A 26,281-nucleotide genomic window follows, 5' to 3' on the forward strand; every position below is an offset into this window, starting at 1 on the left:
ACGTGACGCTGCAACTCCTCCAATATGCCCTTGGCGCGGGGAGCGGCGTCGCGGCCGGATTCGCGCTCGGCCTCATTGGCGGCGGCGGCTCCGTTCTCGCCGTGCCGCTGTTGGTGTATGTGGTCGGCGTGCGCGATCCGCATGTCGCGATCGGCACCAGCGCCATCGCGGTGGCGGTCAACGCCGCCTTCAGCCTTCTCAGCCATGCGCGCGCGGGCCATGTGAAATGGCGCTGCGGCGGCATGTATGCGTCGGCCGGCGTCATCGGCGCTCTTATCGGATCGACAATTGGAAAGAGCGTCAATGGTCAGAAGCTGCTCTTCCTCTTCGCGCTGGTGATGATCGCGATCGGAATTTTGATGCTGCGCCGGCGCGGCAATCCCGGCGAACCAGGCGTCGAATGCACTTTGGAAAAGGCGCCTAAGGTCTTGAGCTTCGGCCTTGTCACCGGGCTTTTTTCAGGTTTCTTCGGCATTGGCGGCGGCTTTCTCATCGTGCCAGGGCTCGTCGGCTCGACCGGCATGCCGCTGCTGAACGCCGTCGGCACGTCGCTCGTCGCCGTCACCGCATTCGGTCTGACGACCGCGGCGAATTACGCCTTTTCTGGATTGGTGAACTGGCTGCTCGCCGCCGTCTTCATTTTCGGCGGCGCCCTTGGCGGGCTCTTGGGCTCCATCGTCGCCAAGCGCCTCTCGGGAGAGTCTGGCCATTTGTCGATCGCCTTCGCGCTGATCGTTTTTTCCGTCGCCGGCTATATGCTGTTCAGGTCGGCGGGATAACCCTTGGTCTTCGGCGAGATCGTTCTTGACGCATGCGCGTGCGGAGCGGAGGGCGCGCCGAGGCGACGATCGCGGGGAACGTCGAGACAAAGTCCCCCGCAAGAGCGTCAGCGCCTTTTACAGACGCCTACTGTCGCGTGAAGCTGTCCGCGCCGGCGTTGATCGACGCCCATTCTTGACCGACTTCAACCTGATTTGTCATTTGCCACAGCGTGTTGATCGTCTGTTTCGGCGCGCTGGGGTTGAGCTGGCCGACCCACGCGGTGATCGCCTGGAAACCTTGCCAATGCACGACGAAGGCGATCAGGTCTCCATTCACGTATCCGCTGAGAACGCCTTTGGCCTTCTTTCCCTCGCTGCTGACGGCGCTCACATATTCTCCGAGAATGATAAATCCGTCCTGCTTCAGCGTCATTTCGGATTGCAGCTCGTTTACCCAGCGTCCTGAAAAATCAACGACCGGGCCGGTTCCTGCCTGCGCATGCGCAAGCGCAAATTCATGAGACATATCGTTCTCCTTGGCTAATGAAGTTTTTCGGCAAGCACATATGAAACGCCGCGAGAGGGCGCCGAAGGCGCCGCCTCGAAGAGGATTATATCCCTTGCTCCGAATATCACTATAGAAATTTGTGTAAACGCGCCGATCCGCGAAGCCCGCGGGATCTTTAAGCGATCTTTCCACCGCATATAATGAACGTCCGCCGCGTTCTGTAGCTACGCTGATCCCGAGCGGCGGCCTTCATGCGTCGCTGACGTTCGATGCGCCCCGACCCTGGATGTGGCGGCGGGGCGCCTGTCTTTCCTAAACGAAAGCCATCCGCTCACTTCTTCTTTGCCGCTTCCAGATGAGTCAGCGCCTCCGCGGCATGTTCAGTTGCGCCTTGGGCGTTCGATTTCTTGCCTTCTGCAATCGCCGCCTTTAGGTGCGAGACGCCTTGCTCGACATGAATATTGTAGACGCCCTTCTGAGCGGCCTCTGCATGCGTGAGGGCGGATTCAGCATGCGTTACGAGCACCTCCGCCTGGCCTTGTTTGCCGTGATCGACTGCCGCTTTCGTGTGCCTGACGGCTTCGGCCAAATGATCCTCCGCCCACGCGGCTTGAGGCGACGCCAATGCGGCGAGGCCGAGCCCAAACGTAAGCGCAAACGCTCGACGATTCATCTGCGAATCCTCCTGTCGTGAAACAATCGATCGCCAGCTAAGCGGCGGCCATTTTCGCTTTCATCTCCTTTTTGCGTTTGGCGAGCTGAGCTCCGAGCGCCATCAGGTCAACGCCGCTTTCCCGCGCCTCGGGAAACATCTCGTTCTCTTCCTCGCCGACATGATGCAGCACATATTCGCCCAGCACCTTGATTTTGGCGTCGAAGAGTCGATCGTCTGGCGTCATGGCCTGAATTTCAGCAATGAGCTGTTTGGCGCTTCCATGTTCGACTTCGGCTTCGTCGAGCAAATCATCGTCGTCGATGGCTTTGCGAAGAGCGGGATAGAAGATTTCTTCCTCGATCTGCGCATGGATCGCTAGCGCTTGGCAGATTTTTCGGGCAAACGCCGCTTTCTCGGCGGCGTCTTCAAGCTTCTCAAACTCCTTGAACCAGGTCTTCACCTCGCGGTGATCGTCTTTTAGCAGTTTGATCGCATCGGCGGGTTTGGCGGAGCTTCTGGCCGCCGCGCGGCTCATCCTCGAGCCGGTCCGTTTGGCGCTGGTCTGTGTGTTGGGCATGATGTTTCTCCTTTACATTTGACGGCGCGCCCCTGCCGGAATCGGCGGAAACGCCGTCGATACGATTAGGCGTCCAGCTCAACCGCGAGCTCGCGAACCCAATGGCGTAGCTTCGCGCATGTTTCGACGAAGGCGGCCGCATCCGCGTCAGTCGAAATTGAAACGCAACCTTCGTCGAGACTCTCGGCGATTCCCGCCTTCTGCAACAAAGGCAAGGCGCCGTCGGCGTAGCCAATGAACTTGCAATGCGCGAATGCGTCGCTCGCAAAATCCCGCGCCGCCGCGTCCTTCGCGAGTTCGTGGCCGCCCGCGTCGGAAGCGACGATCGCGACGGCGTCGTATAAAACCGACGGCCCGCCGCCGATTTTCTGCGCCGCTGGAAGCGTGCTTCCGTCGGAGAGAATGGCCCCGCCGATGTGTGGCGCGATGACTTCATAGACGGCGCCCGCCTTGCCGACGGCCGCGATCAACGAGCGGATCAATTCGGCATTCGCATCATCGGTCACGAGAATGCCGAGCTTTCGGCCCTCGAATGAAGTCGGATGCTTGAGGATGCTTAAGGGATCGGAAGCTGGAAGCCGCAGCGTCGGCCGCGCAGCCTTCGCGGGTTCTGGAAGATCGAGGCGCAAGCCTTCCGCCACGCGAGCGGCGAGCGAATCGTCTATGTTAAGGAGGTGTGAAACCACCCGCGCGCGAATATCGGGGCGCTCGCATTTGCTGAGTTCGAACACGAGCGCGTCGCGGATATGTTTCTGCTCGACAGGCGTCTGGCTAAGAAAGAACAGCCGGGCCTGACTGTAATGATCGGCGAAACTTTCCGGGCGAAGCCGGACTTTGGTCTCGCTGACCTCTGCGGCGAAAGTCGGAAAGCCCTTATCGGGGGCCTCTCGCGGACCGCCCATCGCCCCCCAGCTATTGGGTTCGTAATTGACCCGTCCCTTGGGATTTTTCATCGCCATATGCCCATCCTGTTGGAAATGGGTCATAGGACAGCGCGGCGCGTTAACCGGAATATGCGTGAAATTGGGGCCGCCCAGCCTTTTCAGCTGCGTATCCAGATAGGAGAAATTGCGACCTTGGAGCAGCGGATCGTCGCTGAAGTCGATGCCGGGAACGACATTTTGCGTGCAAAACGCGACCTGTTCCGTCTCGGCGAAGAAATTGTCTACCGTGCGGTCGAGCACAAGGCGGCCGACAGGCTCGACGGGAACTTGCTCTTCAGGAATGAGCTTGGTGGCGTCAAGCACGTCGAATTCGAAGCTGTCGGCGAATTTCTGATCGAAGAGCTGCACGCCGAGCTCCCATTCAGGGAAGTTTTCTCCCTTGATCGCATCCCACAGGTCGCGCCGATGAAAATCGGGATCGGCGCCGTTGATTTTGACCGCCTCGTTCCACATGACGGATTGCAGCCCGAGCTTCGGCTTCCAGTGGAATTTGACGAAGGTCGACTCGCCTTTCGCGTTGATCAAGCGGAAGGTGTGGACGCCAAATCCCTCCATGAACCTGAACGAACGCGGAAGAGCGCGATCGGACATGACCCACATGATCATGTGGAGGCTCTCAGGCGTAAGCGAGATGAAATCCCAGAAATTGTCATGCGCGGATTGCGCTTGTGGGAAATCTCGGTCCGGCGCCGGTTTCACCGCATGGATAATATCCGGGAATTTGATCGCGTCCTGGATGAAGAAGACAGGAATGTTATTGCCGACCAGATCCCAGTTTCCTTCATTGGTGTAGAGCTTCACGGCAAAGCCGCGGACATCGCGCGCAAGATCGGGCGAGCCCTTGCTGCCCGCGACTGTCGAGAAACGCACGAAGGCGGGCGTCCTGTCGCCCTCACGCTGGAACAAATCGGCGCGCGTCACCTTGGAAAGTGATTTGGTCAATTCGAAAAATCCGTTCGCGCCGTAGCCGCGCGCATGAACGACGCGCTCGGGAATGCGCTCATGATCGAAATGAAAAATCTTCTCCCGAAAGTGAAAATCTTCGAGAAGCGCGGGTCCCCGCGCGCCAATGCGCAGCGTATTCTGATCGTCGGCGACGGGAACGCCCTGCTGAGTCGTCAGGACGCCCGTTTGCTGCGTCGCCGTTTGATGGGTTTCTCCGCCATTTCCCTGAGGTTCGGAATAAGAATTCTCGAATTGGGCGGACGCCATCTCCGCCTTAGCGGCCTTGCTCTTTCCGCGATCAGCGGGAGATTTGGCCGAAGCGGGCGCGCGTGGCTTTGACGCCATATGGAGAACTCCTGACATTAAGAAAAGACTTGCAGCGCGCGCAGAGAAATTGCGCGACACGAGACTTAACCAGCGTCGGCGCGACTTGTTCCCCCCTCGCCAAATAGGAGCGGCAGTGAATCGAGGCCTGTAGCTCGTGCGCGGCGCGCGCGACCTTGTCGCGGCGTTATGGCCACGCTCTCGCGGCGCGTCCGATCGATGCGCCGATGTGGGCGCGCCGTCTATTTTATGAAGGGGGCAGTCCGGTCGAAAAGCGCCCGGCTTTTTGACGTGGGCTTAATCGCTCCTACTTAATGTCGCAGACGTTACGGTTAGGGCGGAGCGCCATGGATAAAAATAAGACAACCCTGGAACATGCCTTCGAACTCGCCCGCTCGGGCCAATGCAATTGCGTCCCTGATCTTATCAAACGCCTCAATCAGGAAGGTTATCATATTCATCATATACAAGGCCCGCTCCTTAAGAAGCAGCTTGCGCTCTTGATCAAAGAGGCGAAGAGCGATGCGTCTCATCCAGCTCCGACAGGCCCCTTCGCCGAGAACTAGGGCTCGGCCAGCGGCGGCAAGAGAAGAATGAGGCCGTCGAGGCGCCCCACGCCCCCACTTTAGTCAACGCCGCACCCCTGAAACCAGTGAGTTTTGCCGTTAGCGTCTCTCTTCGCGCGGCGGCGTACGAACGGCCTGGGAGGATCGGAAATCGTTCCAACTTTTCCGGTTGCTCGATCCTTATTATGTCTGATATCCCGTCAGAGCGAGCAAAGGCGCGGCAGCAAGGATTAATGACCTGCCGATTGTATTAGGGAGTAAAGCCTTTGCTGTTGCAAGTTTAATTCACGAAACGTAATGTCAACCCAAAACAATACAAGGCGTTTTCAGTGAATTTCGAGTAAGCGTGAGGATGACGGGGTGGCGCCTCTCGGCTTAAGAGCAACCTTGAAAAATAGATCGGGCGATTTTGGGGTTCGGCGCCGAGCCGCAACGCCCGGGCGGAATTTCGGCTTTCTGAATCACTTTCACATGGCCGCGCAGATGCGCGCCTATGGCGTTGTAGAGCCTGCCCCTAAAGAACAGTCTGAGGGACGTAATTGAGCTCAGTTCGACACTGTATCGTCACGGAAGAATATTCTGGCGTGAACCGCAGCGGAGGGATTGGAGCCTGCTCAAATGGACTCGCCGGGCTGCTGATCCGTCAAGGCTTGACGGTAGACGTTCTGATAACGGATTTATCCTGCTCGTCCCAAAACGCGATCAACGCCAAAAAAACGTCTGTTCTCCCCAATTTCATTTTTCTTTCCGATGTCTTCCGACAAGACCGGGCTGTCGACGCCCCCGTCGACGCGATATCTAAAGCCTTTTGCGTCTATCGCTTCCTGAAAGACAAGGAATATGAAGTTCTTCATTTCAACGAATGGATGGGCTCCGGATTTTTCTGCGCGATGGCGCGTCGCCAGGGCCTGCTCAAATCGCGAATTGTCACGCATCTGCATGGCAGCTCGGAATGGGTGCGGCGGCACAATCTGTATTTTCCGGAGATAGAGGATTACGAGCGCGAAGGCATTGAAAACTCGCAAATTGAGAACTCGGATATCATCATATCGCCGAGTAATTATTTGCTCGAATACTATAGAAATTCAGGACTGTCGTTGCCCACGGCCAGGAAGATCAATTGGGTGTTGCCGCAATGGGTTTGCGGTTCGGACGTCCTGCCCGGAACGCCATTCTCCACCCGGGCGGTTTCCCCCCAGACGATTTCGGAGCTCATTTTTTTCGGGCGTCACGAGCGCCGCAAGGGTTTTGATCTTTTCGTCGACGCCGTCGCTCGTATGCCAAAGTCCTACCAGCCCGACCTCACCTTTATCGGACGGTTCGACCGCGTAGGCCAGGAGTTCAGCGGCTCTTACGTTTTTCGCAAGCTTCCTGGTTATGCGGGACGCATCCGTTTTTATGACCATCTCGATCAGGAGCAGGCGCTGTCGCGCATTCTTCATTCGAGGGCGGCGCTCTGCGTAATGCCGTCGCTGATCGAAAACAGCCCTTGCGTCATCGGCGAATGCTTGACGATCGGCGCGCCGTTTCTGACGACCGACGTTGGCGGCGTTTCCGAACTCATTGCGTCCGAGTGTCAAGCGCACTGCATGACGCTTCCAACGCCGCAGGCGCTCGCCGAAGCGCTGTATCGTTGTTGGACAGACGGGCTGCCGTCCATACGATCGTCGTTTATCCCGAAGACCATCGCTCAAGATTGGCGGGAATGGCTCGGATCGCTCGACAGCGGACCTGTCCCTTCTCCCGCCGAGGAGCCGATGCATCCGCTCGTCTCGATCTGCATGGCTCATTACGAACGCCCGGCGACGCTGCGCCACGCTCTCGAGGCGTTGATGTCCCAGACCTACGATAACATCGAGATTATCATCGTGGACGATGGCAGCGAACGTCCCGATGCGCACGCCTACCTCGACTCGCTCGAAAGCCGGACGCACCGTTTTCCCATCAAGGTTGTCAGATCAAAGAACAAATATCTGGGCGCGGCTCGAAATCTCGCTGCGTCGCACGCCAAGGGCGAATATGTGCTGTTCCACGACGACGACAATTTCGCAGAGCCGACCGAGGTCGAGACCTTTGTGGCCGCCGCCCAGCGTTCCGGATGCGACATTCTGACAAGTCAATATTGGGTTTTCCGCGCCGGCGAGGAACGTCTCCCGCAGACTCGTAAAAAAATGAAGTTCTTCCCAATTGGGATCGGGGGCGTATTTTCTTTCTTCCGCAATCGGTTCGGCGACGCAAACGCGCTTATCAGGCGCAGCGCCTTCGAAGCGCTCGGAGGCTTCACCGAACTCCACGGCGTCGGCTGGGAAGATTGGGAGCTGTTCCTCAGGGCGTTCCTTCGCGGCGTCAAAATGGGGATCGTTCCCGAACCTCTTTTCAATTACCGCCTGAGCGCGAGCGGCATGCTGGCCACAGGCAACGTCCTGCGTAATCACGAACGGCTCTTTGCTCTGGTTGACGAGGAGAAGCCGCGATTGAATGCGGATTTGCTGCGCTATGCGCAGCGACGCAGCGTCGGGCAGCAGGTTCTCGATCAGCTCTGGTCCGACCTTGAAAGAAGCCCCGCATCCGACATTCATCAGCAGCTCATCCCGCTTGATCCCGCTTCAGTGGAGGCGCGCAGGAAATTATCCGACCTCGCGTTTACGATTGGCCGAGTCGCTGACGCCATCGAGATCGGCGTCATGGATTATAATCAACGCGAAAAAATGTTGGCCCTGGCCTCGGGATTGGCTCGGCCCTCCGCGCAAAAGGTGCGGGAGAAGATTTTCGTTACGCCCTCGCGCGAGGCGTCGACTCCAGCGGTGGCGTTGAGAGGGTGGGCCTATGTAAATGGAGGAAAGCCGATCATTCCCCGATCATTCGTCGTGGATGAGGAAGCCTTCGAAACGATTGCGTATGTGCGCAGCAAAAGACCCGACGTTATCGAGCATCATAACCTCTCGGTGGACGAGCCGCTCGGTTTCACGCTTTTTGGGATACAAAAGGCCAGGGGGTGGCGCGGTTTCGGCCCTCGCAGGGAGAGACGGCGGCGAATTCCGACGACAACGAATTTTAAAGTCGCCCTGCTGGACAATCATAGCGACATAACCGCGCATATCGATGAGATCGAATGGTGCTGTGAAGTCACAGTTCGGACGCCAGAACATTCATCCGTCGCGTCGCGCGTCTCTGTGGATAGCGCTCGCCCAACCCACGTCCTGCTAAAAGGCGGCGACGGGTCTTATGCTTTTGGAGAACGGCTCTCGCCGACGATCGTATGCTTCGACATTCGTTGGCCTTCGGATACGCTGACTTTTATTCTGCCCCGCGACGAGAAATCCGACATAATCTTCGAAACGCTCGAGTAGCGGCGGGTCGGCTCGATATGGTTGTCGAGCCGCCTCTAGTCCTGAAGCTCCGCCTCTCTCGCGGGTCATGGCGTCGATGTTAGTAGTCGCCGGATCCGACCAAGGGATGGATGCCGCTGCCGCTACTATTGCGGCCGCTCCGCTGCGTCGAAGTCTGGCGATTGCGCTTCGCGATCTGCGCTATCGGATCGGCCTTCGACGCCGAGACCGGATGAAGGCTGATCGGGGGCGTGGCCGCTGCGGGCAGGGAGGCGGAGCAAACAAAGATTGCGGCAAGAACGTAACGCATATGGTTACCCCTTTTGGCCGATGGCTATGCCGCGAACATATAGCACGTTTTTCTTTCGCCTGGGAGGACCAACGCCGCGCCAGCGAACGCCTTCGGTCGACTCTCTAAAGTCCGGCATTGCCGGATTGAGGGAGCGCTCGCCCGGCGAGGGGCTCGGCGGCGGCCGGGGAAATCATTTCGCCCCCGGGCTCGTCTCACGAAAGAAATCCTAATAGCGCCTTTATGTCCTTCGCCCGCATGTTTCGCGTCGTTCGATCCGCTTTGGCGAAGGCGAAGGCGCGACCGCGACAGCGATGGGAGAGGCAAACATGCCTGAATCTATCCTCGGCCTCGGCGTCGTGGCCTTCGTCATTCTAATGGCGAACGGCCTCTTACATAATCACGGACGCCGCGGGCTCCTCGGGATTTGTTGCCGGCTGCGAAAGTAGGAAATGACCATGTTAGACCTTGTGTTTGTCGGCTTCGGCGTCGTTCTTTTCGCGATTGTCGGCGCCTATGCGCGGGCGTGCGGGCGCCTCTAGCGCCTTTCCCGGCTAGGCGGAATCGTCCCATCGACGGAAATCCCGCCAAAGCAATTTACCGGAGCAAGCTCCGAAAAAGTCTGTCGACTTTTTCGGAACTCGCTCAGAGGAGAGATGGGCATGTCCGAACCCGTCACGGGCCTGATCGTCGCCGTACTTCTCGGCGTTTATCTCGCCTATACGCTGCTTCACCCCGAAAAATTCTAATTATGGAGGCCCGGCGCAGGCCGGGTATTAGCCATGACCGCCATTGGGCTGGCGCAGATCGCCATCGTCCTGATCGCCGTGATCGTCGCGGCTGCGCCGCTCGGCGGCTACATATCGCGCGTCCTGAACGGCGAGCGCAGCCTGCTGACGCCCGCGCTCGCGCCCGTCGAGCGCGCCTTCTATAGATGCGCTGGCGTCGATCCCGCGCAGGAGCAAAGCTGGCTTGCCTATACGATGGCGATGCTCGCCTTCAGCCTCGTCGGATTTCTTTCGCTATTCGCCTTGCAACGTTTGCAAGGCGTTTTGCCGCTGAACCCGCAGGGTTTCGGCGGCGTTCCCGCCGATCTCGCCTTCAACACGTCGATCAGTTTCGTCACCAACACCAACTGGCAGAACTACAGCGGCGAGACGACGATGAGTCATCTCACCCAGATGCTCGGCCTCACCGTGCATAATTTCCTCTCGGCCGCGACCGGCCTCGCCATGGCCTTCGCGCTGGCGCGCGGCTTCGCCCGCGCCGAGTCGCCGACGGTCGGCAACTTCTGGGTCGATCTGACGCGCGCAACGCTCTATGTGCTGCTGCCGATCTCGATCGTCGTCGCGCTCGTCCTTGTCGCGCTCGGCGTTCCGCAGACGCTCCAGGGCTCTATCGAAGCGAGCACCCTGGAAAGCGCGAAACAGGTCCTTTCGATCGGGCCTGTCGCCAGCCAGGAGGCGATCAAAGAGCTCGGCACCAATGGCGGCGGCTTCTTCAACGCCAATTCGGCGCATCCTTTCGAGAGCCCGAGCGCCTTGTCCAACATGCTGGAGATTTGGGCTCTACTTGTCATCCCCTTTGCGACGGCCTTCGCCTTCGGGCGCTCCGTCGTCGATTTTCGCCAGGGCCGCGCCATCGCCATCGCCATGCTGATCGTGCTCGTCGCCGGCGTTCTGGTCGCCTATTGGGCCGAAGCGAGCGGAAACCCTTTGCTGACCGATATCGGCGTCGATTCGTCGCCCGGCAATATGGAAGGCAAGGAAGTCCGCTTCGGCGTCGCGACGAGCGCGCTTTTCGCGGCGTCGACGACGGGCACGAGTTGTGGCGCGGTCAATGCGATGCACGACTCCTTCATGCCGCTCGGCGGGCTCATTCCGCTGTTCAACATGCTGATGGGCAGCATCGCGCCGGGCGGCGTCGGCGCCGGCCTCTATGGCTTCTTATTGCTGGCGATCATCGCGGTTTTCGTCGCCGGCCTCATGGTCGGACGCACGCCGGAATATCTCGGCAAGAAGATCGAAGCGCGAGAGATGAAGCTCGCAATGCTGGCGGTGCTGATCTATCCCTTGAGCGTGCTTTGCTTCACCGGCGCTTCGGTGATGCTCAAGACCGGCCTCGACAGTCTGAACAACGCCGGGCCGCACGGGCTCTCCGAGATCCTCTACGCCTTCGCCTCCGCGACCGACAATAACGGATCGGCTTTTGCCGGACTGACGGGCAATACGCTCTGGTACAATACGACGCTCGGCGTCGCCATGCTGCTTGGACGCTTCGCCTTCGTCATCCCCGTATTGGCGATCGCAGGCTCCTTCGCGGCGAAAAAGAAGGTCGCCGCCTCGGTGGGAACCTTCCCGACGCATGGGCCGCTCTTCATCGGCCTGCTGCTCGGCGTGATCATCATCCTCTATCTGCTGCAGTATTTCCCGGCGCTCGCGCTCGGGCCGATCGTCGAGCATTTCCTGATGCTCGCCGGCAAGACCTTCTAAGGAGCAACTCCAATGTCGCATAAAGTCGCCGCTCCCGGCTTGTTCGACGCCGCGATCATAAAACGCGCCGCCGTCGACGCGCTGAAGAAACTCGATCCGCGCCGTCTCGCGCGCAATCCGGTGATCTTCGTCACGGAAGTCGTCTCGGCGGTCGTGACCGCCTTCTTCCTGCGCGATCTACTCGCGCAGAACGGCGCCGCCTTTTTCTCCGGGCAGATCGCCGCCTGGCTCTGGTTCACCGTGCTTTTCGCGAATTTCGCGGAGGCGGTGGCCGAGGGACGCGGCAGGGCCCAGGCGGACGCGCTGCGCAAGACGCGCAGCGACACGCAGGCCCGACGGCTGATCGATCCCGAAAACAAAAGCGGGATGAAAGAGGTCTATGAGGGGGTCTCCGCGCTCGACCTCAAGCCTGGCGATGTGGTGCTGGTCGAGCCGGGCGACCTCATCCCGAGCGACGGCGAAGTCATCGAGGGCGTCGCTTCCGTCAACGAATCCGCGATCACGGGCGAATCCGCGCCGGTCATTCGCGAGGCGGGCGGCGACCGTTCCGCCGTAACCGGCGGCACGACGGTTCTCTCCGACTGGATCAAGGTGAAGATCACCGCCGCGCCCGGTTCGACCTTCATCGATCGCATGATCGCGCTCGTCGAGGGCGCGCAGCGACAGAAAACGCCAAACGAGCTCGCGCTGTCGATCCTCCTCTCCGGACTGACGATCATTTTTCTGATTGTCTGCGTGACCCTGTGGCCGCTCGCGGTCTATTCCGGGGCGACGCTTTCGATCACGGTGTTGATCGCGCTGCTTGTCTGTTTGATCCCGACCACCATCGGCGGTCTCCTGTCGGCGATCGGCATCGCCGGCATGGATCGGTTGATCCGCTTCAACGTCATCGCCACCTCGGGCCGCGCGGTGGAGGCGGCGGGCGACGTCGACACGCTCCTTCTCGACAAGACCGGCACCATCACCTTCGGCAATCGCATGGCGGACGAGTTCGTTCCCGTCCAGGGCGTTTCGGAGCAGGCCTTCGTCGAAGCCGCTCTGCTCGCCTCGCTCGCGGATGAAACGCCGGAAGGCCGGTCGATCGTCGCACTGGCCAAGAGCGTCGTAGGCTTTACGACGCCCAAGCTCGGCCCGGAGGCGCAGATCGTGCCCTTTTCCGCCCATACGCGCATTTCCGGAGTCGATCTTCCCGGCCGGACGCTGCGCAAGGGGGCAGTGGATGCGATCGCCGCGCATGCGCAGTCCGTCCCCGTCGATTTCGAGCGCGCCGTCGAGCGTATCTCGCGCGCCGGCGGCACGCCGCTCGCCGTGTCGGAAAACGGCCGGCTATTGGGCGTCATTCATCTCAAGGACATCATCAAGCCCGACATAAAGTCGCGCTTCGCCGCCCTGCGCGCCATGGGCATCAAGACGGTGATGGTGACTGGCGACAATCCGATTACCGCCGCGGCGATCGCCGGCGAAGCGGGAGTCGACGACTTCATCGCGCAAGCCAAGCCGGAGGATAAGCTCGCTTATATTCGCAAGGAGCAGCAGGGCGGCCGCCTCATCGCCATGTGCGGCGACGGCACCAATGACGCGCCGGCGCTCGCGCAGGCGGATGTGGGCGTCGCGATGCAGACCGGCACGCAGGCGGCGCGCGAAGCCGGCAATATGGTCGATCTTGACAGCGATCCAACGAAGCTCATCGAGATCGTCGCCATCGGCAAACAGCTGCTCATGACGCGCGGATCGCTGACGACCTTTTCGATCGCCAATGACGTCGCCAAATATTTCGCGATCATTCCGGCGCTCTTCGTCGTCGCCTATCCCGAATTGGAGGCGATGAACGTCATGAAGCTCGCCTCGCCGCAATCGGCGATTCTCTCGGCGGTGATTTTCAACGCCCTCATCATCATCGCGCTCATACCGCTCGCGCTGAAGGGCGTCGCATACCGCCCGGTGGGCGCCGCCGCCCTGTTGCGCCGCAATCTCCTGATTTTCGGGCTCGGCGGCGTCGTCGCGCCCTTCATCGGCATCAAGCTCATCGATCTCGCCGTCTCGGCGATGCATCTCGCGTAAGGAAGTCGTCCGATGCTCTCCCATCTCCGTCCGGCGATCGTCATGATCGTTCTTTTCACCGCGCTCACCGGCGTCGCCTATCCGCTTGCGATCACCGGCGTCGCCCAACTCGCCCTGTCGACGCAAGCGAACGGCAGCCTGATCGAACGCGACGGAAAAGTCGTCGGCTCGGCGCTGGTCGGCCAGAACTTTACTTCCGACCGCTATTTTCACGGCCGGCCTTCGGCGACGACCGGCTCCGATCCGGCCGACCCTTCGAAGATGGTCGACGCGCCCTATAACGCCGCGAATTCGATGGGCTCCAATCTGGGGCCGACCTCGAAAAAGCTTGTCGATCGCGTCAATGCCGCGATCGAGGCTGAATTCGCCGCCGGCCGCATCGATATCGTTCCCGCCGACGCCGTGACGACCTCCGCCTCCGGGCTCGATCCGCATATTTCGCCGCAATTCGCGCTGGCGCAGACCCCGACCGTGGCCAAGGCGCGCAACCTCAGCGAGACGCGGGTGCGCGCCCTTGTCGAAGCCAACACAGAGGGGCGCTTTCTTGGCGTGATCGGCGAACCGCGCGTAAATGTGCTCTTGCTCAATATGGCGCTGGACCTCTTAGAATGAGGCTGAGACTCGGAGGGTAGCCGTCTTTGCCGCGCGACGAGGGAGACTTCGACCGCCGACCCGACCCCGACGCGCTCCTTGCCTTGAGCGACAAGGAGGGCCGAGGAAAGCTGCGCGTCTTCCTCGGCGCGGCGCCCGGCGTCGGCAAGACCTATGCGATGCTGGCGCGCGCGCAAGCCGCGAAGGCGGATGGCGTCGATATTGTGGTCGGGGTCGCGGAAACCCATGGGCGCCTCGAAACGCTGGCGCTGCTCAACGGCCTCGAGACGCTGCCGCGCCGCAAATGCGAATATCGCGGCCGGATCATCGAGGAATTCGACATAGACGAGGCCCTGGCGCGCAAGCCCCAGTTGATCCTCGTCGACGAACTCGCCCACACCAACGCGCCCGATAGCCGTCACCCCAAACGCTGGCAGGACGTCGACGAGCTGCTCGACGCGGGCGTCGACGTTTGGACGACCCTCAACGTCCAGCATCTCGAAAGCCTCGCCGACGTCGTCTCGCGCGTCACCGGCGTCGCCGTGCGCGAGACGGTGCCGGATCGCGTCCTTCAGGACGCGGCGGATGTCATTCTGGTCGACATCACCCCGGGCGAACTGCTCCAGAGATTGAAGGAGGGCAAGGTCTATGTTCCCGAGACCGCGCGGCGGGCGACGCAGAATTTCTTCACGCCGCGCAATCTCACGGCCTTGCGCGAACTTGCGTTGCGGCGGACGGCCGAACGCGTCGACGACCAAATGGTCGATTTCCTGCGTCAGGGGGCGATCGAAGGGCCCTGGGCGACGGCGGAACGCTTACTGGTTTGCGTTGGCCGCGACGCAGCGTCCGAGGCCGTCGTTCGCGCCGCCGCGCGCCTCGCGACGGGCCTCAACGCCTCCTGGATCGCGCTTTATGTCGAACGCGCGAGCCAAGGGGAGCCATCCGCGGAGGCTGTCAGAAACATCGACCGGGCGCTCCGGCTGGCGGAGCGGCTCGGCGCCGAAGTCGAGCGCCTCTCGGGAGACGATCTCGCGGGCGAGGTGCTCCGTTTCGCGAGACGCGAGAATATAACGCAGATCGTTCTCGGTCGTTCGCGCGCCGCCCCGCTCTCCAGATGGTTTCGAGGGTCGCTGACCGACGACATCGTCCGGCGGTCGACCGACATCGCCGTCCACATCGTCATTCAGGAAGAAGGCGCGCCGCAAGCCGAGCCGGCGCGATGGAAATTGCCGAGCCTGCCGCAGACGTGGCGAGCCGCCGGCATGGCCGCGCTCGCCGTGACGATCACGGTTTTGATTGGATATGCGCTCGACCAATGGCTTCGCCCGCCCAATCTTTCGGTGATCTTCCTGCTTCCCGTCGTTCTTTGCGCCGCCGGCTTTGGAATTTGGTCGGCCATCATCGCGGCGGTTCTTTCCTTTTTCGCCTGCGACTTCTTCTTCTTCGAGCCGCGTTATGAATTCACGATTTCGCAGCCGCAGGAGTTTCTCGCGCTTCTTGTCGCGCTCGTCGTCGCCGTCATCACCGGCATGCTCGCGAGCAAAATGCGCGACTATGCGCATTACATGCGCCTGCGATCGCAAGCCGCGCAGTCGCTCTTTGAGTTCTCGCGCAAGCTGTCGATGATAACGGCGCTCGACGACATTCTCTGGGTGTCGGCGCTTCAGATCCAAAAGGCCGGCGAGGCGACTTCGGTCATCCTGCTGGTTCCCGATGAAGCCGGTCTGAGGCTGGCCGCCGCCTGGCCGCCGATGGACCAGTTGGACGCGGGCGAGGCCACCGCCGCCCGCTGGGCGTTTGAGAAGAACGAGCCGGCGGGATGGCGGACGGATACGCTGCCCAATGTGCGTTTTCAGTTCCGGCCTCTCGCCACGGCGCGAGGAGTCGTCGCCGTTTGCGGGATCGAGCCCAAGACGCGCGACGAACCTTTTTCCGCTGCGGCGGAAAGCACGATTGCTTCGCTCATCGAGCAGACGGCGATCGCCATCGATCGACAGATGCTCGTTGGCGAGTCGGTCAGGGCCGCGGCTTTGGAAGAAAACGAAAAATTGCGGACGATTCTGCTCTCGGCCCTGTCGCATGATCTGCGCACGCCGCTCACCTCGATCACCGGCGCCGTCACCAGCCTGCGTCAGCTCGGCGAGAAGCTTTCGCCGGAGGATCGCAAGGATCTGCTCTTATCGATCGAGGAAGAGGCCGGGCGCTTGTCGCGCTTCATCGCCAATCTGCTCGACATGTCCCGCATCGAGTCGGGGGCGCTGGCGCCGCGCCGCGACCTCGTGGATGTGGCGGAGGTGGCGCGCGGCGTCGTCGAAAGATGCAAAAAGACATTTCCCGGACGGAAGACGTCGATCAGCATCGCGCCCGACTTGCCGCCCATTCGCGGCGACGCCAATCTACTCGGTCAGGTTCTCTTCAATCTAGTCGACAACGCCCATAAATATGGCGGGCCGACCGGCGCAATCATCCACGCTCGCCGCGAGGGGGCCGATGTGATCGTCACCGTGACCGACGAAGGGCCCGGCGTGAAGACCTCGGACCTCGAGCGCATCTTCGAGAAATTCTATCGTAGCGGTCGCGTCGACGGCCGCAAGGCGGGAACCGGCCTCGGCCTCTCGATTTGTCGCGGACTGGTCAACGCCATGGGCGGAACGATCGTCGCGCAAAGTCCCGCAGTCCGGCGCCGGGGGACAAGGATCGTCATGCGCTTTCCTGCGGCGACAGAAACGAAACAGGGAGAAGCGGCGTGAGCGGCGAGGCGGTGCTTGTCGTCGACGACGAGCCGCAAATCCTGCGCGTCTTGCGCCCGTCCTTGGTCGCGAGCGGCTATGAGGTGCGGGAGGCGGCGACCGGCCGCGAGGCTTTGGCCGCGGCGGCGGCGCAGCCGCCAGATCTCATCATACTCGACCTCGGCCTTCCGGATATCGACGGCAAGGAAGTCTTGCGCAAATTGCGCATTTTTACGCCTACGCCGGTGATCGTCCTGTCGGCGCGCGACCGCGAATCCGAAAAGATCATGGCGCTCGATCTTGGAGCCGACGATTATGTCGAAAAGCCATTCGCGATGGGCGAGCTATTAGCGCGCATGCGCACGGCCCTGCGCCATTCGCGGGATACGGCTTTGGAGTCCGAGCGCGTGGTCGCCGCGGACGGCCTCGTGGTGAATGCGGTCAAACGCCTCGTGACGAAGAACGGCGCGCCGATCAAGCTGACGCCGAAGGAATTCGACCTGCTCGCCTTTCTCGCGCGCCATGCGGGAAGGCCGCTGACGCATAGGGAAATCCTGAAGGCCGTCTGGGGGCCGGCGCATCAGAACGACAGCCAATATTTGCGCGTCTTCATCGGCCAATTGCGGGCGAAGATTGAGGAGAGCGCGTCGACCCCGAAAATCATCCTCACCGAGCCGGGCGTCGGCTATCGATTCGCCGATTCGGAATGACGCATTCTCTATTTCACGGCGCCGGCGGGCGCGCCGCCGCGCCGCGCCCGCTGAAGCCGCGAAGGCGCTATCTTACGCGCCGCCCGGCTCGCCGGTGAATTTCACGAGAATGTCCTGATCGCGCACGACATATTGACAGGCGAGGCGAAACTTCGGCGCGATGTCGTCCACCTCGGCCACGCGGATTTCCTCGGCGGTGATTTTGCCGAGCGATTTGAGCAGGCTCTTCTCTTTCTCGGTGAGATGCGAGCCCATGGTCTTGCCAGTCAGAGTCACGACTTCAATCAGGCACGAGCCGCATTCTCCGTCCTTGCAATCATGCGGGATCGGAACCTTGTGCGACTCGGCGACGGCGAGCACCGTGGATGTATCGCCGGCGATCGCATAGACGGTCAGATCCTTGTGAAGAATGGGAGAAGAGAACGTCACATTGGGCATAAAATATTCCCTCGTTTCGGCGCCGCTCGACGACCTTCATACACAGCCGAGGCGCCGCAGGCCATGTGGCGCGAACTCGGGGGACTATTTGCCGCAGGAAGGAGACCGGATTTCATCTGTCCCGGTCCGGGCCCCGCCAGTTCGGGGCGACCGGGCCGCGGCGCCCATGCGCTCTTGTGCGAGACTTCGGAACGTCAAAGGCCCCCGACCGCGAATGCGAGGGGTTACATCTCGATGCCTAGATAATGTTCAATAGGCAGGATTTGCTTGCCCGCCAAAATCATGTGGCCTATCCCGAATCGCGGCGCCGATTTAAAAACAGGACTTCCGCCATTTATTTTGCCGCTCAGATCAGCGATGCAGCAACTCAAAATACTGGGCCTAATTACATGTCCATCAAGCTTGAAACACTTCATCCGGCGCAAGAGTTTATAGACCGGACGCTGTTGATCACCGGTGGAACGGGCTCATTCGGGCGCGCGGTTCTTCGCCGGTTTCTCGATACGAACATCGGCGAAATACGCATTTTCAGCCGTGACGAGAAAAAGCAAGATGACATGCGGAAGAAGTACAATAGCCGGAAGCTCAAGTTCTATATCGGGGATGTTCGGGATCGGACGAGCCTTACCGTCGCGATGCGCGGCGTCGATTTCGTCTTTCATGCGGCCGCGCTAAAGCAGGTTCCATCTTGCGAGTTTCACCCGATGCAGGCGGTTCTCACCAACGTCGTCGGCACGGACAATGTCCTCAATAGCGCTATCGCCGCCGGCGTCAGTCGCGTTGTCTGTTTGAGCACCGACAAAGCCGTCTATCCCATCAACGCCATGGGCATCAGCAAGGCGATGATGGAGAAGGTTATGGTGGCTGCAAGCCGCAACCTCGAAGGCGTCGGCACAGTGATTTGCGGCACCCGCTACGGCAATGTCATGGCCTCTCGCGGTTCGGTCATTCCTTTGTTTCTCCAGCAAGCTCTTGAGGGCGCGCAGATCACCATCACTGATCCGGAAATGACGCGGTTCATGATGACATTGGAGGACGCCATCGACCTGGTTCTTTACGCCTTCGCCAATGGCAAGAACGGCGACATGTTCGTTCAGAAGGCGCCGGCCGCCACCGTCGACACCTTGACCAAGGCGATACTCTGCCTTTTGGGAAAGCCGGACCATCCGGTCCGGATTCTCGGCTCGCGCCATGGCGAAAAGCTGCATGAAAGCCTTCTGAGCCGGGAAGAGCGCGCGCGCGCGGAAGAGCTGCCGAGTTACTTCCGCGTGCCTCCCGATAGCCGGGACTTGAATTACTCGAAGTTTATCGATGAGGGCGAGAAGCGGCTGACACGCGCCCTGCATGACGACGACTACAGCTCTTTCAACACGACGCGCCTCGATGTCGACGGCATGAAGGAGCTCCTCCTAAAGCTTGAGATCGTCAGCAATGCGGTCGCCGGCGTTCCTTTGTTGGAGGATGATCAGTGAAGGTCCTCGTCACCGGCGCGGATGGATTCATTGGCCGGAACCTGAGGCAGCGCCTTTCCGAACGACGCGATGTCGAGGCGGCGCCCATGACCTCCTCCAATAGCGCCGGCTGGACGCCGGAGGTTCTGGGCGGCGTCGATTTCGTCATGCATCTGGCCGGCGCGAACCGCCCTGACGACCCCGCGGACTTCATGCGGGTGAACCGCGACTTCACGGCGTCGCTCTGCGAAGCCGTGAGTCGCGAAAGCCGAGCGACGGGTCGTCGGATTCCGATCCTCTTCGCGTCGTCGGCCCAAGCGGATCGGAACGACAGCCTATATGCCCAGAGTAAGCGGGCGGCGGAGGCGGTTCTCGCCAAGGCCGCGCGCGAGAATGGAATCCCCACTCACATCTTCCGGCTGCCGAACGTCTTCGGAAAGTGGTGCCGTCCAAACTACAATTCGGCGGTCGCCACCTTCTGCTTCAACACGGCCCGAGACTTGCCGCTGACCATCCATGATCCCGCCGCGTCTCTGACCCTGGTTTACGTCGACGATGTCGTGGAGCGCTTTATCCAGCTACTGGACGGCGCCGCCTCCAACTTGGACGCCAATGGCTTCGAGGCGATCGCGCCCCAGTATCATACGACCGTCGGCGCCGTGGCGGACGAAATTCGTCGATTCAAGGAGAGCCGCGGCGCGCTGACGCCGGGCAGGGTCGGCGCGGGGCTCCTTCGGGCGCTGTACTCGACTTACCTGAGCTACCTGCCGCCCGAAGACTTTTCTTATCCGCTTAGGGAGCACGTCGATCGACGCGGCAAGTTCGTTGAATATTTAAAGACGCCCGATTGCGGCCAGCTCTCCTATTTCACCGCGCATCCGGGGGTCACTCGCGGCGGACACTATCATCATACCAAGATCGAGAAATTCCTGGTCGTCAAAGGGCGCGCGCGCTTCAAATTTCATAACGTCCAAGATGGCCGCAACCATGAGATACAAACGAGCGGCGACAAGGCCGAAGTGGTCGAGAGCATTCCCGGCTGGGCGCACGACATCACCAATATCGGCGACGACGAGCTTGTTGTGATGCTTTGGGCGAACGAGGTCTTCGATCCGGCGCATCCCGACACCTATTCTCATGCCACCAGCTAGGCGCATTGCATGACGAAGAAACTTCGGGTCATGACTGTGGTCGGCACGCGGCCCGAGATCATCAGGCTATCTCGGGTGATCGCCGCGTTGGACAGGAACTGCGACCACATCCTGGTTCATACGGGCCAGAACTACGACTATGAACTCAACGAGGTCTTCTTCAAAGACCTCGAGCTCAGGAAACCAGACATTTTCCTCGCCAGCGCGGAAGAGGGCGCCGGTCCCGCGCAGATGATAGGCAATCTGATCATCAGCATTGATCGCGCCCTCGCCGAGCGCCAGCCCGAGGCGATGCTGGTGCTCGGCGACACCAATAGCTGTCTGGCGGTCATACCGGCAAAGCGGAGAAGAATACCCATATTCCATATGGAGGCCGGCAACCGGTGTTTTGATCAGCGCGTCCCTGAGGAGATCAACCGGCGAATCGTCGATCATACGGCCGATATCAATCTGACCTACAGCCATATCGCGCGCGAGTATCTGTTGCGCGAGGGGCTGCCTCCAGACCAGGTCATCAAGACCGGCAGCCCGCTGTATGAGGTTCTTCACTACTATCGGCCGCGCATAGACGCCTCGCCGATTGTCGCGGAGCTGGGCCTTGCCATCGGCCAATATTTTGTCGTCAGCGCGCACCGCGAAGAGAACATCGATTCAGACCGAGCCTTTAGCCAATTGACGGAAGCGCTGAACGCGCTCGCCGAGCAATATCGGCTTCCCATCATTGTCTCGACGCATCCGCGCACGCGCAAACGTATCGAAGCGAAGAAGGTTGCGTTTCACGCCAACGTCCGCCTCATGAAGCCGCTGGGCTTTTTCGACTATGTGAAACTTCAGATGTCCGCGAAGGCCGTATTGTCGGACAGCGGCACCATCACCGAAGAGTCTTCGATATTGAATTTTCCCGCGCTCAATTTACGCGAGGCGCACGAACGTCCTGAAGGGATGGAAGAGGCGGCCGTGATGATGGTGGGACTCAATATCGATCGTATCCGTCAGGGCCTCGCCATTCTCGACGGCGAGCCCCGCGGCGATCTTCGCGCGACGCGCGAGGTCGCCGACTATTCAGTCGGGAACGTGTCCGAGAAAGTGCTTAAAATATTGCATAGTTACACTGATTATGTGAAGCGGGGGGTTTGGAAGGAATATTGATCTCCCTTTAGCGCGCGGTCGCGGCGCTTCCCGTCGAAAAACGAGCAGGTTTCCGCATGACGTCAACGGCAGAATTGTGGGTCGCTGCGGACAAGGCGATCTTGGCCAACGACTCGAAAGCGGCCAATGAGATCTATGATATTATTTCGCGTCGCGAACCTTCGACGCCGGACGATTTTCTGAGCGTGGGTCTGGCGGCCTATCGCACGGGAAATGTGTCACGAGCGTTGGAAGTCCTGGAGGCCGGGCACGCTCGATATCCTGGAATGCCCGCCCTTGCGGAAAATTTCCTGCGGGTTGGCGTCGAGGCAAACCAAGTCGACCGGCTGCTCAAATCCTTGCAGCCAAGCGCGGGCAAGGAGGCATGCGAGCGCCTGAACGCGCTACGGACAAATTGGAATACGCAGGTCGGCCTGATCCACTACGCCGCGAGGGCTGGCTTTTGGCAAGTCGCCAATGCCGGGATCGAGGCAATGATCAGCGCCTGTCCCGACACGATACCGCTCTGGAGGTTGTCCGACATATTGCTAACGCTTGGCCGCAAGCCGGACGCCGACCGGATTTACCGGAGTCTCGCCGCCCGGCCGGCGGAGAATTCGGAGTTGGCTCTTTACAAAGCCCTTTCCTTGGAGCGCCTTTCCAACCCCGAGGGGGCGGCGGACCGCCTTGAGGCTGAATTGTCAAAGTGGCCCGGCGCCGCATATCTACGCGAGCATCTTTTCCGCATCTCTTTGGGCATGGGGCAAATTGAACGGATCGTGCGGTTGGTCGATCCCGGCGGCGAGGCCGATCCCCTGGCGGCCGAAGCGCTATTCTCGCAGTTTTCGGACAATCTCCATCACTTGCAGCTATTCGACTACTTCCTCGCGAAGGGGAATCTTTCCCTGGTCATGCGCAGGCTAGATCTGGGCGGCTCCAGCCCATATGGCGGAAGCATCCTCTGGCAGCTCGCCGACAAGATGGACAGGTACGGGTTTGCTTCTGAATCCCGCGAAATTCGTCAGACCCTCATCGACAGGCCACGCCTGACGGCGCTTGACGCCTTCTTTGCCGCGGCGGCGGCGCTCAGGCTCTCGGGCGTAAGCGTCGCCCTCGAAATATTGGAGGACGCCCAGAGGAAATTTTCGCCCCACGTCGAGGTGCAACGCCTCTATCTGCAACTTTGCGCCAATCAAGCAGATTACGAACGGTATTCTAGATTCACGAAGAGCTTGGGCCTTGAGGACGACAAGACCGCCAACTCAATCGCCGATTTTTACAGCGTGGCGGCAAGAAATAAAGCCACCGGGTCATTTGTTCTCAAGTACAAAGTCGTCCAGCGCATGTGCGCTCCGCGCGAATTCGAAGCCGTCAAGGCTGCCTTTCTGGATGCGGTCGCGGAGGCCGAGACGCCAAGCAGCCAAGCGAACGCGCTCGTCTTCTCCAGCAGATATTTGGACTTGGACGAGCCGTTCTCTTCGCAGCTATGGGAGACGCTTCGCGGCAAGGCGGCCGAGGAGGGCGACACAGGCGGCGCCACACTCGAGCAGAAGCAACGGGCCTTGGAGATGTTGTTTCGGCTGACGCCTCCCATAATCCAAGCAGGCGCGAAAGGGTCAGCGCGGCAAATCGACGAGTTCACAGAGGCGTGTCGTACACTAGCGCTTCGGCCGATCCAAATGCGCGAGCCGATCCAGGACATGACGAGAGATTGGACTCCCTGGCAGTATATTTTTTGCTCCGGCGCCATCGACCGATACAACTCGGCAATCGCGGCATTGGAGAACCTGGCCTTTAAGACATGGCCGCGGCTCAATCAGACGGCCGCCCATGTTTCGGCCGGCCTCGCCGGTCCGGGCCAAGGCAGGAGGATACGCATCGGCTTCATTACGCATGACTCGATGCCGATGATGTCTGGCCTGCTGAATGGATTCGACCCGGCCGTCTTCGAGACAGTCTATCTCCGCCCTGGACTGAGGGGTCAAAGTCGGGCGGCGGCTACTTGGATTGAGCGAGCGGAGCGTATAGTCGCATTTCCGGACGATGACAGCTACGCGGCAATCGACGCAATTGCGAGCGAGCAACTCGACATCGTGATTTCCGGTCCGTCGATGGCGAGCATGTTCTTTCCGATGATGGCGCGTCTTGCCCACCTCCAGATGGTGTTGCTTGAGCCGAACTGGACCGACGGTCTCACGAACGCCGACTACTATATCTCCTGGAAGCCCGCCGAGCCGAACGACCCGCGCGCGTTCTATCGAACCAAGGCCGCTTTTCTCGATCACCCGCCCTATTTCATCGAAAGACCTGTCGTCGAACCCCATATTTCCCGGCAGTCAAGAGACGAGGTGAGGAAACGCCTCCTCGGGGTCGGCGCGAGCGACCGCGTTTACGTTTGCGCGAACACGCCCCCGAAGATTCACCCCGACATGGACGCCATCTTCCGCAGGCTGCTTGAGGCCGATCCCGATGGCGTGCTTGTGATTCTCCGCGGCGACTTTCCCCCTAGCGAGACGCTGAGAACGAGACTTCAACAAGAGCTTGGCGCTTTAAGCGAGCGGGTGAAATTCCTACCGGGCTTGAAACAGGAAGAGGCCCATCGCCTCTTATTGTCGGTCGACTGTTGCTTGGACTCATTTCCGCTGTGCGGCATGTCGTCGAGTTTCGACGCGACCATGCTGGGGGTTCCTCTCGTGACGCTTCCGTCGAGCATCCCGTTCGGGCGATGGACCGCGGCGATTTACGACTACATCGGAGTCTCGGGCCTTACCGCAAGGGACCGTGACGAGTATCTGGAGATCGCCCTCCGGCTCGCGAAAGATTCAGCCTGGCGGAGCCAACTGGCCGAAGAGCTGAGGGAAAAAGCCGCTCGCTTTGTTGAAAGCGCCGACAGCTCGACCGAATTTCGATGGTTCATCGCCCAGGCGTGGCAGCGCCATTTAATTGGCCTTCCCCCCGCGGATTGGATTAACAAAGAGTGGCGATCGTAAGCGCTGCTTTGGCTAGCGCTTTCGAAGGCAATAGAGCCCGAAGACTATTTGCCGCCGCCGTACGGACAGTCTTTAATCCGGCTTCGAAACGCCATGGGCCGTGACCTCGGGAATCCTCCCGTTCAGGCGCGCGACACAAAGCCAAGGCGCAGGGGACCATATGCTGTCGCGTCGATCCGCCCTGTTCTCCGCCTTCGCCGCCTGCGTCGCCTTACCTCATCGCTCGCGGGCGCAGGACGGCGCGCCTCTCGGGGAAAAACCCGAGCCGGTTACGATCCTGCGCGTGCAGCGGCGCAATATCGAAGTGAACGGAAAAGCGGCGTCTGTGCTCGGCGTTCGCCAACCCGACGGCGCGCCGGGGCTTGTCACCGAAGTGGGAAGGCGGTTCCGCGTTCGCGTCGACAATGAACTCGATGCGCCAACCCTTATCCACTGGCATGGCTTGGCGCCTCCCTGGCGCCAGGATGGCGTGCCCGGCATTTCCGGGCCGCCCATTTCGCCCGGCGCCAGCGCCGAATATGACTTCCCGCTGCGCTTTGGCGGCACCTTCTGGATGCATTCGCACGAGGGGCTGCAAGAGCAATCTCTGCTCTCCGCCCCGCTGATTATTCGCGATGGACGCGACCCGCCGGGTCGGCAGGAAGCGACGATTATGCTGGCGGATTTTAGCTTCACGCCGGCCGCGCAAATTTATGCCGAGCTGCGGAAGCGAAACGGGAGGCCGGCGTCGCTGACGCCGAGCGGGGCGGCCAAGAGCGGGACTTCGCCGTCAAAAGTGCCGCGGGTCGATGGGGTCGACAAGAGAGGCGAGGCCAAGGGCCCGGACCTGAACGACGTGAGATATGACGCCTTCCTCGCCAACGAGCGTACGCTCGCCGACCCCGAAACGATTCGCGTCGAGCCCGGCGAGCCGATACTGCTGCGCGTCATCAACAGCTCGTCAATGAGCGCCTACCACCTCGATCTTGGGGCTCTTAGCGGCGAGCTTGTCGCAGTTGACGGATTCCGCGTGCGGCCGGTTCCGGGACAGCGCTTTCCGATCGCGGTTGCGCAGCGCCTCGACATTCTCGTCAAAGTTCCGCGCCGTCCCGCCGCCTTTCCCGTACGCGCGATTTTGGAGGGCGAGCGTCGGCAGACCGGCGTGATCCTTGTTGCAGGACGCGCGCCGGTGAGCCGCGTTTCAGAAAATGCGCTTAAGCCATCGCCTGCGCTCACCCTCGACTTGGAAAGGCGGCTGCGGGCTGCCGCGCCGCTCGCCAGCCCCAAGCCAGATCGCACTCACCAAGTTGATCTGACCGGCGAAATGAATGGCTATGTCTGGTCGATCAATGGCGTCAGCTGGAACAAGGACGTTCCGCCGCTGGCCGTCGCGGAAGGGGAGCGCGTCGAACTCGTGCTCCAGAATAAGACTCGCATGTCTCACCCCATGCATCTGCATGGGCACCAGTTTCAAGTAGTGGAGATCGACGGCGAGCGGTTTTCTGGAGCAGTGCGCGATACCGTTCTGGTGACGCCCGGAAGCCGCGTCGTCGTCGAATTTGACGCGAACAATCCCGGCTGGTGGGCTTTCCACTGTCATCTCCTGTACCATCAGGCCGCCGGCATGTTCGCGACGGTGCGTTACATATGACGCCGCTGACAG

The 26,281-nt window shown here is 60.6% G+C and carries 20 protein-coding genes; 13 read left to right on the plus strand and 7 right to left on the minus strand.

The genetic code is table 11. The features are described from left to right. The first annotated feature begins 2 nt into the window (after positions 1–2). Entirely contained in the window at positions 3–779 is a 777-nt protein-coding gene (locus V3H18_RS02360; protein WP_332080276.1) for a sulfite exporter TauE/SafE family protein, read from the plus strand. Positions 780–906: 127 nt separating this feature from the next. On the opposite strand, the gene V3H18_RS02365 is transcribed toward V3H18_RS02360, so the two are convergent. The 5 genes from V3H18_RS02365 to V3H18_RS02385 form a co-directional block, all read right to left on the minus strand. Further along, the gene (locus tag V3H18_RS02365; protein ID WP_332080277.1) at positions 907–1,287 is read right to left on the minus strand and encodes an avidin/streptavidin family protein; all 381 of its coding nucleotides are present in this window, start codon (positions 1,285–1,287) and stop codon (positions 907–909) included. Positions 1,288–1,600: 313 nt separating this feature from the next. Then, positions 1,601–1,942 carry a small metal-binding protein SmbP gene (gene smbP / locus V3H18_RS02370; RefSeq protein WP_332080278.1) on the minus strand — a complete coding sequence of 114 codons (342 nt, stop codon included), beginning with the start codon at positions 1,940–1,942 and terminating at the stop codon, positions 1,601–1,603. A 37-nt stretch (positions 1,943–1,979) separates the two neighbouring features. Then, a complete protein-coding gene (locus V3H18_RS02375; RefSeq protein ID WP_332080279.1) occupies positions 1,980–2,501 on the minus strand; it encodes a hemerythrin domain-containing protein in 522 nt (173 codons plus the stop codon). Between the two features lie 65 nt (positions 2,502–2,566). Beyond that, on the minus strand, positions 2,567–4,735 hold the full coding sequence (gene katE, locus V3H18_RS02380) for a catalase (RefSeq protein WP_408631747.1): 2,169 nt from the start codon (positions 4,733–4,735) through the stop codon (positions 2,567–2,569). A gap of 311 nt (positions 4,736–5,046) precedes the next feature. Continuing rightward, entirely contained in the window at positions 5,047–5,247 is a 201-nt protein-coding gene (locus V3H18_RS02385; RefSeq protein ID WP_332080281.1) for a hypothetical protein, read from the minus strand. A gap of 572 nt (positions 5,248–5,819) precedes the next feature. Between V3H18_RS02385 and V3H18_RS02390 the strand changes: the two genes are divergently transcribed. Beyond that, complete coding sequence (locus tag V3H18_RS02390; RefSeq protein ID WP_332080282.1) at positions 5,820–8,630, plus strand: glycosyltransferase; 2,811 nt, start codon at positions 5,820–5,822, stop codon at positions 8,628–8,630. 79 nt (positions 8,631–8,709) lie between these two features. On the opposite strand, the gene V3H18_RS02395 is transcribed toward V3H18_RS02390, so the two are convergent. Next, positions 8,710–8,919 carry a hypothetical protein gene (locus V3H18_RS02395; RefSeq protein ID WP_332080283.1) on the minus strand — a complete coding sequence of 70 codons (210 nt, stop codon included), beginning with the start codon at positions 8,917–8,919 and terminating at the stop codon, positions 8,710–8,712. Between the two features lie 635 nt (positions 8,920–9,554). On the opposite strand from V3H18_RS02395, the gene kdpF reads away from it, so the two are divergent. Genes kdpF through V3H18_RS02425 form a run of 6 tightly spaced genes read left to right on the plus strand, consistent with a single transcriptional unit; the run spans position 9,555 to position 17,481 of the window. Further along, positions 9,555–9,647, plus strand: coding sequence for a K(+)-transporting ATPase subunit F (gene kdpF, locus V3H18_RS02400; RefSeq protein WP_332080284.1), 93 nt, complete (start codon positions 9,555–9,557; stop codon positions 9,645–9,647). Positions 9,648–9,680: 33 nt separating this feature from the next. Continuing rightward, positions 9,681–11,390 (plus strand): potassium-transporting ATPase subunit KdpA, encoded by a 1,710-nt coding sequence (kdpA, locus tag V3H18_RS02405; RefSeq protein ID WP_332080285.1) that lies wholly within the window; start codon positions 9,681–9,683, stop codon positions 11,388–11,390. Positions 11,391–11,402: 12 nt separating this feature from the next. Then, positions 11,403–13,451: a potassium-transporting ATPase subunit KdpB gene (gene kdpB, locus V3H18_RS02410; RefSeq protein ID WP_332080286.1), complete on the plus strand. Its 2,049-nt coding sequence runs from the start codon at positions 11,403–11,405 to the stop codon at positions 13,449–13,451. A gap of 12 nt (positions 13,452–13,463) precedes the next feature. Continuing rightward, positions 13,464–14,063, plus strand: coding sequence for a potassium-transporting ATPase subunit KdpC (kdpC, locus tag V3H18_RS02415; protein ID WP_332080287.1), 600 nt, complete (start codon positions 13,464–13,466; stop codon positions 14,061–14,063). 26 nt (positions 14,064–14,089) lie between these two features. Continuing rightward, a complete protein-coding gene (locus V3H18_RS02420) occupies positions 14,090–16,792 on the plus strand; it encodes a sensor histidine kinase KdpD (RefSeq protein WP_332080288.1) in 2,703 nt (900 codons plus the stop codon). After that, entirely contained in the window at positions 16,789–17,481 is a 693-nt protein-coding gene (locus V3H18_RS02425) for a response regulator transcription factor (protein ID WP_332080289.1), read from the plus strand. Before V3H18_RS02420 ends, V3H18_RS02425 begins: the two co-directional genes overlap by 4 nt. Positions 17,482–17,553: 72 nt before the next feature. Here V3H18_RS02425 and V3H18_RS02430 read toward each other — a convergent pair whose 3' ends face one another. Further along, positions 17,554–17,919 (minus strand): 2Fe-2S iron-sulfur cluster-binding protein, encoded by a 366-nt coding sequence (locus V3H18_RS02430; RefSeq protein WP_332080290.1) that lies wholly within the window; start codon positions 17,917–17,919, stop codon positions 17,554–17,556. 389 nt (positions 17,920–18,308) lie between these two features. Here V3H18_RS02430 and V3H18_RS02435 point away from each other — a divergent pair, with 389 nt between their 5' ends. The 5 genes from V3H18_RS02435 to V3H18_RS02455 all read left to right on the plus strand — a co-directional run bounded on the left by V3H18_RS02435 (position 18,309) and on the right by V3H18_RS02455 (position 26,269). After that, positions 18,309–19,391, plus strand: coding sequence for a polysaccharide biosynthesis protein (locus V3H18_RS02435; protein ID WP_332080312.1), 1,083 nt, complete (start codon positions 18,309–18,311; stop codon positions 19,389–19,391). Then, a complete protein-coding gene (gene wbjC, locus V3H18_RS02440) occupies positions 19,388–20,521 on the plus strand; it encodes a UDP-2-acetamido-2,6-beta-L-arabino-hexul-4-ose reductase (RefSeq protein ID WP_332080291.1) in 1,134 nt (377 codons plus the stop codon). The genes V3H18_RS02435 and wbjC overlap by 4 nt, the downstream gene beginning before the upstream one ends. Positions 20,522–20,530: 9 nt before the next feature. Continuing rightward, a complete protein-coding gene (gene wecB / locus V3H18_RS02445; RefSeq protein ID WP_332080292.1) occupies positions 20,531–21,670 on the plus strand; it encodes a non-hydrolyzing UDP-N-acetylglucosamine 2-epimerase in 1,140 nt (379 codons plus the stop codon). 56 nt (positions 21,671–21,726) lie between these two features. Beyond that, positions 21,727–24,639 carry a tetratricopeptide repeat protein gene (locus V3H18_RS02450; RefSeq protein WP_332080293.1) on the plus strand — a complete coding sequence of 971 codons (2,913 nt, stop codon included), beginning with the start codon at positions 21,727–21,729 and terminating at the stop codon, positions 24,637–24,639. Between the two features lie 160 nt (positions 24,640–24,799). Then, positions 24,800–26,269, plus strand: a complete 1,470-nt coding sequence (locus tag V3H18_RS02455; protein ID WP_332080294.1) for a multicopper oxidase family protein — start codon at positions 24,800–24,802, stop codon at positions 26,267–26,269. Positions 26,270–26,281: the final 12 nt, after the last annotated feature.

Origin of the sequence: Methylocystis borbori, from assembly GCF_036576025.1 — a bacterium.
Classification (GTDB): Bacteria; Pseudomonadota; Alphaproteobacteria; order Rhizobiales; family Beijerinckiaceae; genus Methylocystis; species Methylocystis borbori.

Excerpts from the sequence above, each read along its gene's own strand:
- V3H18_RS02365 (WP_332080277.1), bottom strand. The coding sequence starts at position 1,287 with ATGTCTCATGAATTTGCGCTTGCGCATGCGCAGGCAGGAACCGGCCCG.
- smbP (WP_332080278.1), bottom strand. The coding sequence starts at position 1,942 with ATGAATCGTCGAGCGTTTGCGCTTACGTTTGGGCTCGGCCTCGCCGCA.
- V3H18_RS02375 (WP_332080279.1), bottom strand. The coding sequence starts at position 2,501 with ATGCCCAACACACAGACCAGCGCCAAACGGACCGGCTCGAGGATGAGC.
- katE (WP_408631747.1), bottom strand. The coding sequence starts at position 4,735 with ATGGCGTCAAAGCCACGCGCGCCCGCTTCGGCCAAATCTCCCGCTGAT.
- V3H18_RS02385 (WP_332080281.1), bottom strand. The coding sequence starts at position 5,247 with ATGAGACGCATCGCTCTTCGCCTCTTTGATCAAGAGCGCAAGCTGCTT.
- V3H18_RS02395 (WP_332080283.1), bottom strand. The coding sequence starts at position 8,919 with ATGCGTTACGTTCTTGCCGCAATCTTTGTTTGCTCCGCCTCCCTGCCC.
- kdpF (WP_332080284.1), top strand. The coding sequence starts at position 9,555 with ATGGGCATGTCCGAACCCGTCACGGGCCTGATCGTCGCCGTACTTCTC.
- kdpA (WP_332080285.1), top strand. The coding sequence starts at position 9,681 with ATGACCGCCATTGGGCTGGCGCAGATCGCCATCGTCCTGATCGCCGTG.
- kdpB (WP_332080286.1), top strand. The coding sequence starts at position 11,403 with ATGTCGCATAAAGTCGCCGCTCCCGGCTTGTTCGACGCCGCGATCATA.
- kdpC (WP_332080287.1), top strand. The coding sequence starts at position 13,464 with ATGCTCTCCCATCTCCGTCCGGCGATCGTCATGATCGTTCTTTTCACC.
- V3H18_RS02430 (WP_332080290.1), bottom strand. The coding sequence starts at position 17,919 with ATGCCCAATGTGACGTTCTCTTCTCCCATTCTTCACAAGGATCTGACC.
- V3H18_RS02435 (WP_332080312.1), top strand. The coding sequence starts at position 18,309 with ATGTCCATCAAGCTTGAAACACTTCATCCGGCGCAAGAGTTTATAGAC.
- wecB (WP_332080292.1), top strand. The coding sequence starts at position 20,531 with ATGACGAAGAAACTTCGGGTCATGACTGTGGTCGGCACGCGGCCCGAG.
- V3H18_RS02450 (WP_332080293.1), top strand. The coding sequence starts at position 21,727 with ATGACGTCAACGGCAGAATTGTGGGTCGCTGCGGACAAGGCGATCTTG.
- V3H18_RS02455 (WP_332080294.1), top strand. The coding sequence starts at position 24,800 with ATGCTGTCGCGTCGATCCGCCCTGTTCTCCGCCTTCGCCGCCTGCGTC.